We start from the raw sequence: 8060 nt of genomic DNA, 5'->3' as shown, positions 1-8060 counted from the left end.
GTCTCGCACAGCTGGATCGACAACGGCGCGCTGCGCACTTACCGCCACGCCCCGAACACCGGCCCCCGCAAGAGCTGGGCCGCCGGCGACGCCTGCCGCCGCGCCGTCACCCACGCGATCAACGCTGTCTACCGCAACGTGGTGGGTTACCCCTCGGCCCTCACGGCCAAGACCTGGGGCTTCTACGACGTGGCCTTCAAGGGCAACGCATTCGAGTTCGAGCGCCCGTTCGGCAGCTACGTGATGGAAAACGTCCTGTTCAAGATCAGCTTCCCGGCCGAGTTCCATGCCCAGACGGCCGTGGAATGCGCCATGGCCCTGCACGCCCAGGTGGCCGACCGGGTCGACCAGGTCGAGAAGGTCGTCATCGAGACCCAGGAAGCCGGCGTCCGCATCATCGACAAGACCGGCCCCCTGGCCAACTACGCCGACCGTGACCATTGCATCCAGTACATGGTCGCCGTGCCGCTGATTTTCGGCCGCCTGACGGCGGACGACTACAACGACACGATCGCCGCCGATCCGCGTATCGACGCCCTGCGCGACAAAATGACCGTGGTGGAGAACCCGCAATTTACTAAGGATTACTTCGACCCGGAAAAGCGCTACATCGGCAATTCGGTGCAGGTTTTCTTCAAGGATGGGTCGAAAACCGAAAAGGTTTCGATCGATTTCCCCATCGGCCACCGCAATCGCCGTGCCGAAGGCATCCCGGTCCTGCTCAAGAAGTTCGAGGCCGCCCTGCGCGCAGAATGGCCTGCAGAGCGGGTGGAGAAGGTTCTTGCGGTCACTTCTTCGCCGGAAATGCTTGATGCCATGCCCATTCACGAGTTCATGACACTCTTCACGGCTTGATAATAGCCGTGACTCAAGTATGAACGGCGGTTTTTAGCACGTGTTCAATTGTTTGATTTTTGCTAAACTGCCGCCGCCCGTTGAAGGGGTTTAAAGCGAGGGACGGCGAAGTCCCCGGATTCGATAAAGAGTTTCTACGCGCGATTTCCGTCTGGGGTGGAGCGCGGACGCGAATACCAATAATGAGGAGACACCGATGAAACGTAAGGGCTTGTTTTTGCTGATCGGCTTGGCCCTGGGCGGCGTGGGTGCCGTTCACGCGCAGGAATCCGCTGACGCGGGTAACGGCTATGACGGCCGCTGGTACGTCGCCCCGACGGTTGGCGGTTACTACAACGATACCGACCGCAATACCAATTCGCGTCAGGCCTACTACGGTCTGGGCGTTGGTAAGTTCATTTCGAGCAACGCCTCGATCGACATCTTCGCTGACCGCACCAAGCGCGACAACGATGGCAATGGCCATTGGGCGAACAACGATTACGGCGTGGCCGCTCGCTTCTACGCTGGTGCGTGGGACAGCTGGCGCCCGTACCTGCTGGCCGGTGTGATGGGTGCTTACCACCACAACGCGTCGGACAAGGGCTGGGCACCGGCTGCCGAACTCGGCGTCGGCGTGTCGAAGACCATCACCGACAGCTCGGACTTCCGCGTTGAAGCCGGCTACCGTTATGACTGGGACGACAAGACCATTCGTAGCGAGAACGGCTACGGCGACTGGTTCCTCGGCTTCTCGATCGTCTCCCGCTTCGGCGAGCCGCCGGCAGCTCCGGCTCCGGTCGCTGCTGTCACTCCGGCCGCTCCGGATTGCTCCACCCTCGACAGCGATGGCGATGGCGTGAACGATTGCGACGACAAGTGCCCGGCCACGCCGGCTGGCACGATCGTCGGTCCGGATGGTTGCCCGCAGAAGGTCGTCATCGACCTGCGCGGCGTCAACTTCAAGTTCGACCGTCCGAAGAAGGGCGAGACGAACATCGGCCCGACCCTGCAGGAGCCGACCAGCGAATCGCTGGGCGTCCTCGACCAGGCTGTCGACACGCTGCAGCGTTACCCGACCGTCAAGGTCACGGTTGCCGGTTACACGGATAGCGTCGGTAAGGACGCTTACAACCAGGGTCTGTCCGAGCGTCGCGCCAAGATCGTGTTCGACTACCTCACGGCTCACGGCATCGGTGCCGACCGTCTGGAAGGCCCGATCGGTCACGGCGAGAACAACCCGATCGACACGAACGACACGGCCGAAGGCCGCGCTCGCAACCGTCGTACGGAACTGCAGGTTCAGCAGTAATCCGTTAAAGATCGGTAGTTGCATAAAGGAGCCCGGCGAAAGCCGGGCTCTTTTTTTTAGGTTCTTCGCGGAATTCCGGGGACGCTGAAGGCGGTGGTTCACTCGCTTTGCGAGTGCGTGTTTTTAGCGGCTCACGCCGCCGCTTGCGTGAGGCCTGGGGCGCAGAGCCTTCGGTGCCCACCCTCGCTGCTCAGACAGTCCTCCGCGTTTCGTACCGGAAAGGCCGCTGCGCGGCCCGTGTTCTTATCTGGCCTACGGCCGCTCCACTTGTGCGGAACTCGCCTCGAGGGTGGGCACCGAAGACTCTCCCGAACCTTGAGGTTCGCGTGGGTCGAGCCGAAGCGCGCGGCAGCATCGTCGGCAGGCACGCAGGCACGCAGGCGCAGACGCTAGGAAGGTGTTCGGCAACCGGGTAGCCACCACCACGTACCAGCCGTCGCTACCGCACCGCCCTGTTGTTCCGGCAGCGGCCGACGCCGACGCCGGCACCACGCCAACGGCTCTCCTGCCACCCAACCGTGTCGTCGTGAGAGACCTTGGTGTCCACCCTCGAGGCGAGTTCCGCACAAGTGGAGCGGCCGTAGGCCAATCAGATGCATGGGCCGCGTCAGCGGCCTTTCCTTCTCGAACGCGGAGGACGTGTCTGAGCAGCGAGGGTGGACACCAAGGTCTCCCCGCGAGACGCCCAAGTGTACAGAGCGATGGCGGAGCCGAGCCACCCGCGAAGCCGAAGGCGAGCCATGGGCGAGGTGCCAGGTGCCAGGTGCCAGGTGCCAGGTGCCAAAGAATGCCCGGCGGGAAAGCTGAGCGGCCGGGCCCCGTAATCCGCGAAGAGCCTCTTTTCATGTCACCACGCATACCTGGCACGGGCATACCAGTACGCCCCGTTCGTGCCGATCGGCGAGATCACGTCGTAAGGAAAATTCCCCGCATAGGCGATGTCGGGAATCGAGCGGTTCGGGTACTGGTCGGTGATGTTCTGGCCGCCCAGGGCGATGGAGAAACGGTCGGTCGCGTGCCATTCGGCTTCGGCATCGAGCTGCCAGCGTGCGCCGTAGGTCTGCGTGGGCACGAAACCGTCACCGAAGTCGAAGACACGGGTCGTGCTGCCCTGGCGAGTCAGCCGGCTCAGCAGCGACCAACGGGGATGATCCCAGCGGGCGGTGAACGAGCCGCGCTGGCGAGGTGCGGCGTCGGTGAGCGTATTGCGTTCCTCCAGGCCGAAAAGCACGGCATCGGCGCCAAGTGCGGCGAGTTCGGGCGGCGTATCGCGGACCTTGCGGATCGACGTACGGTTGTAGCTGTACGTTGCAGTGAGCGTGAGGTTGCCGCCGTAGGCCGGTTGCCGGTAGTTCGTCACCAGCTCGGCGCCGCGCGTGCGGGTGTCGACGGCGTTGGTGAAGAAGGCCACGCTCTGGACGCCCGGTACGCCGAAGCGCGCGTCGATATAGTTCTCCAGGCCATCCGGAGCGATCGTCTCGGACAGGGTGACGCGGTGATCGACATCGATACGGTAGACATCGAGGGACGCGTCGAAACGCTCGCCGAGCTGCGCGGTGAGGCCCAGGCTGTAATTGCGTGACTTCTCGGGCTTCAGGTCCTGTGCGCCCAGTCCGCGCGCGATGGGGTTGTTGACCGAGAGGATGCGCCCCTGCACCAGCGTTCCGTCGGCGCCATAGCCCGTCGAGGTCGATTCGAAGCCGACCTGGCTCAGCGACGGCGCACGCAGGTTGTTGGACACGGCGCCGCGAAGGGCGATCGCCTCGGTGATCGCGAAGCGGCCACTCAGCTTGCCGGTCCAGGCGGAGCCGAAATCGTTGTAGTGCTCATAGCGGCCTGCCGCATCGGCGAAGAACCGGTCGGTGAGGTCACCGGAGAGGTCGAGGTAAGCCGCACCGACGTTGCGATGAAGGTCGGCCGTGTCCTGCGGTGTGAGGCCGCCGCCCGCTTGCGCGCCGATAGGTGCGCCGACAACGGGCCCCACGGCATACGACGCGGGGTCGCCGGGGTACGTACGAAATCCCTCATGCCGAAACTCCGCACCCGTCGCCAGGGTGAACAGCTTCGATCCCCATTCGATGGAGCGGCTCAGGTCGAGGTTGGCGGTGCCCTGCGCGTTGTCGTACTTGCCGATGTTGAAGTGCGTCGGGCTGGCGTCGCCGAGTGACACGTTCACCGTATCGCGCAGGTCGTAATCGAAGGTGTTGCGGCCCCAGGTCAGACTCGCGTCGATATCCCATTCGCCGACGCGGCTGCGCGCACCGGCCGTGAGGTTGATATCGCGGTTATAGCCGAGCGACTCAGGGCGATAGCCCTCCGGATAGATCGACGGAACGTTGGCGTCGCTGTCCGGATAGCGGAAGTAGTTGTCGCCGACCGTCCGGCGCTGCGTGTACGTGCCGAACGCGTAGCCACGCACGGTATCGCCCAAAGGGAGTTCGGCGTTGAACCAGCCACTGTAGTTCTCGTTACGTGGATCGCCCGCGGCATAGTTGCGCTTGCCCTGCAGCGCGAGGTTTGCCGGGGAGAGGTTCTCCCACGAGGGGATCTGGTCAGGGCCGGCGCGGTTGGTCGGCTGGCGGTTGTTGCCTTCGATGCCGGCCCGGAGGAAGCCACCGTTCCCGCCGAGTTTCGTGCCGGCCTTCGCGCTGACATAACCGCTCTGGCCATCCGTAATCGTGCGGTCGCCGGGACGAAAGTTGGTGTGATACGCACCGTACGTGGCATCGACCTCGCCTCCCTCGGGCGCGTCGTCGAGGATGATGTTCACCACGCCGGCGATGGCATCGGAGCCGTATTGCGCGCCCGCGCCGTCGCGCAACACCTCGATGCGCTTGATCGCGCTGATGGGAATGGCATTGAAATCGACCGGCGTCGTGCCACGGCCGATCTTGGTATCGCTATTGACCAGCGCCGAGGTATGGAAGCGCTTGCCGTTGACGAGCACGAGGACCTGGTCGGGACTCATGCCGCGTAGCTGTGCGGCCCGCACATGGTCGGATCCCCCGGAGTTGGACTGGCGGGGAAAGTTGAACGAAGGCAGCAGGGTGGCCAGTGCCTGGCCGAGTTCGCCGTTGACGGCACCGGCGGAGCGAAGGTCTTCCGCCGTCAGCACGTCGATCGGCACGGGTGAGTCGAGGACGGTGCGGTCCTTGGCGTGCGTCCCCGTGACGACGATCTGGTCCAGGTTGGTGGCGGGCCGGTCGGCGTCTTGCGCGGCGACGGGAAGGGCGGTGAGGGCGATGACGATGGCGGAAGCGAGGCGGGAAGGGTGCATGGAAGTTCCTGGCGGGCACACGGGGTCGTTGCCGCCGAAGGGCGGACGACGAGGGGCGGGGAGCGGTCGGGGCGCGGCGTCAGCCGTGCGTGGCGCGGCCCGGGCGACATCGCGCATCGGCCGCGAGGCGGCATGCAACGAAGGCGGGGCGGGGCAGGCGGGAGCTCACGACAGGGTGGTTCCAGTGGCCGCAGGAACGTGCGAACCTTTCACTATTTGTTGCACCGCGGTGTACGCTGTGTCAATAGGTTGGACGGCTGGCCGTATGGACGTCCGTTTCTTGGAAGCTTGCGCAAGGGGTTTGTATGAGGGTTCTCGCCAGTCTTTTCCTCGTTGTGTCGCTGGTCACGGCGGGTTGCGTGAACTGGCCGGAGCACGGCCCCGCGACCGCAAACCACAGCAGCGCAACACTGAGCGGCGATGCCGCGCATCCCGACGCGACGCATGGATGGGTGCGCACGGAGCTTTACTTCGGCCTGGGCCTTGCTGACGGCCGGGACGGGGTGGATGAGGCTGTCTGGCGTGCCTTCCTGGACAACGAAGTGACGCCACGATTCCCGAGCGGTCTGACCGTGGTCGATGCCTACGGACAGTGGCAGGGCGTCAAGCAGACGAAGCCGGAGCGCCTGCGTTCGAAGATCGTGATCCTGCTCTACCCCGATTCGCCGACGCAGCAGGCGTCGGTCGACGCCATCCGCGCCGCGTGGAAGGCAAAGACGGGCGACCAGTCGGTTCTCCGTGTAACGCAGCCGGCGGACATCTCCTTCTGATGAACACAACTATCGCACCACGTCGCCGTTTCGGCGGCGGAGACCTCAACGGTGTGCTCGGCCTCGTCGTCGACAACCTCTCGCTGCTCGCCTTCATGGCCACGGCTCTCATCGGTATCTTCGGCATGCCCGCGGACATCGTGTTCCGCCGGATGTTTCCGGGGACCGCGTTGGGAGTATTGCTCGGCAACCTCGCCTACACCTGGATGGCCCGCCGGTTGGCGGCCCGCACCGGGCGCGAGGACGTTACCGCGATGCCGCTGGGCATCGACGCACCGACCACGATTGGCATGGCCTTGCTCGTCCTGGGCCCTGCGTTCGCGGGGTACCGTCAGGCGGGCATGGACCCGATCGCGGCAGGGGAGGCCACCTGGCACCTGGGTATGGCCTCGCTGGTCGTCATGGGTGTGCTGAAGTTCGTCCTGTCGTTCTTTGGCGCATGGGTCCAGCGTTCCGTGCCGCGTGCCGGCCTGCTCGGCTCGATCGCCGGCATCGCCCTGGTGCTGATGGGTTTCCTGCCGTTGGTGGAGATCCTGCGCGTGCCGGTCGTGGGTTTCGCTGGTCTGGGCGTGGTGCTTTACGCGCTGGTGGCCAAGCGGCGGCTACCGTTCGGCCTTCCAGGCGTGCTTGGCGCCTTCATTGTTGGCGTGGTCCTTTACTACGGGCTGGGGCCGTCGGGCTTCCTCGGTACCGGCTATCACTCGCCGGGCGCATGGCAGTGGCGACTCGGCTTCCCGCTACCGACGCTCGGTTTCATCGACGGCCTGCCGGCCACCGTGCCCTACCTCCCGCTGATCCTGCCCTTCGGCCTGTTGATGGTGGTGGGGGGCATCAACGTGACGGAGAGCGCCCGCGCCGCCGGAGACGACTATCCGACCCGGGACATCCTGCTGGTGGAGGCCCTGGCCACCCTGATCGCCGGCATGTGTGGCGGTGTAGCACAGACCACGCCGTACATCGGCCAGCCGGCGTACAAGGCGATGGGTGCGCGTACGGGCTACACCCTGGTCACGGGCCTGGTCATCGGGCTGGGCGGCGTTTTCGGTTACCTGGCGAACCTGGTGGAGTTGCTCCCGGTCGCCGTGCTCGCACCGATCCTCGTCTTCATCTCGATCGGCATCACCACCCAGGCCTTCGAGGCGACACCGCTACGCTACGCCGGCGCGGTGGTTTTCAGCTTCTTTCCGGCCATCGCACGCATGCTGGCGATCAAGCTGGGCGACCCGTCCATCGTCGACCCCGCGCACTTTGCCGCTCTGTATGGCGATGCCAGCCACGGCATCTCCGCGATGGCGGTCATCGTCATCCTCGGCAACGGCTTCATCATCACTTCGATGGTCTGGGCGAGCTTCGTGGTCGCGATGATCGACGGCCAGGTGCGTAAGGCAGCGGGCATCGTCGCGATCGGCGCCGTGCTCACGGCCATCGGCGTCATCCACTCGGTGGAACCGATTGGTTCGGTGTACCTGCCTTGGTTGCTCGATCCCGCCGCGCGTACGTTGGTGTGGCAATTTGTTGCGGCTTATGGGGCGCTGGCGGTGGTGTTGCTATTTCTCTCGGTCGGGCCGCGCCGGCGGTGATGCGATGCTTTCTACTGTAGGAGCCGATTCATCGGCGAACCCTCAGCGATGGTTGTCGCGAATGAGGCATTGCATCGCATCGTGTCGGCGGTTCAACCGCTCGCCCGATCACCACAAGGCCTCCTTCGCAACCTCGACAACCTGAGGGTTCGCCGCTGAAGCGGCTCCTACAGAAAGCAGCCTGGTCGCTCATCAAGCCTCGAGCAACGAAGCGGCGTGGCGCTTGTGCCGCACGCAACCTCAACGTCCGGTGTCGCGGTCGGGTTGGCCCTTGGGGCCGCTTAAGC

General features: G+C 64.9%; 5 protein-coding genes. 4 read left to right on the top strand and 1 reads right to left on the bottom strand.

Annotation, left to right across the window (positions count from 1 at the left end):
* The coding region (locus tag AC1DSN_RS14950) for an MmgE/PrpD family protein (RefSeq protein ID WP_477331393.1) at positions 1 to 855 on the top strand (855 nt) is incomplete at its 5' end.
* Positions 856 to 1051: 196 nt separating this feature from the next.
* Entirely contained in the window at positions 1052 to 2146 is a 1095-nt protein-coding gene (locus AC1DSN_RS14945; protein ID WP_477331391.1) for an OmpA family protein, read from the top strand.
* Positions 2147 to 2993: 847 nt separating this feature from the next.
* On the opposite strand, the gene AC1DSN_RS14940 is transcribed toward AC1DSN_RS14945, so the two are convergent.
* Positions 2994 to 5423, bottom strand: a complete 2430-nt coding sequence (locus AC1DSN_RS14940; RefSeq protein ID WP_477296266.1) for a TonB-dependent receptor plug domain-containing protein — start codon at positions 5421 to 5423, stop codon at positions 2994 to 2996.
* Positions 5424 to 5728: 305 nt separating this feature from the next.
* On the opposite strand from AC1DSN_RS14940, the gene AC1DSN_RS14935 reads away from it, so the two are divergent.
* Both AC1DSN_RS14935 and AC1DSN_RS14930 read left to right on the top strand, forming a co-directional pair.
* Positions 5729 to 6193, top strand: coding sequence for a DUF3574 domain-containing protein (locus AC1DSN_RS14935; RefSeq protein ID WP_477331389.1), 465 nt, complete (start codon positions 5729 to 5731; stop codon positions 6191 to 6193).
* Positions 6193 to 7773 (top strand): hypothetical protein, encoded by a 1581-nt coding sequence (locus AC1DSN_RS14930; protein ID WP_477331387.1) that lies wholly within the window; start codon positions 6193 to 6195, stop codon positions 7771 to 7773. Before AC1DSN_RS14935 ends, AC1DSN_RS14930 begins: the two co-directional genes overlap by 1 nt.
* Positions 7774 to 8060: the final 287 nt, after the last annotated feature.

The sequence above is a fragment of the Luteibacter sp. P4_D7_3 genome (genome assembly GCF_056401735.1).
This window is presented reverse-complemented; position numbering and strand designations above follow the sequence as displayed.

Bases quoted from the DNA above. Each gene is read 5' to 3' on its own strand.
- AC1DSN_RS14945 (WP_477331391.1), top strand. From the start codon at position 1,052: ATGAAACGTAAGGGCTTGTTTTTGCTGATCGGCTTGGCCCTGGGCGGC.
- AC1DSN_RS14940 (WP_477296266.1), bottom strand. From the start codon at position 5,423: ATGCACCCTTCCCGCCTCGCTTCCGCCATCGTCATCGCCCTCACCGCC.
- AC1DSN_RS14935 (WP_477331389.1), top strand. From the start codon at position 5,729: ATGAGGGTTCTCGCCAGTCTTTTCCTCGTTGTGTCGCTGGTCACGGCG.
- AC1DSN_RS14930 (WP_477331387.1), top strand. From the start codon at position 6,193: ATGAACACAACTATCGCACCACGTCGCCGTTTCGGCGGCGGAGACCTC.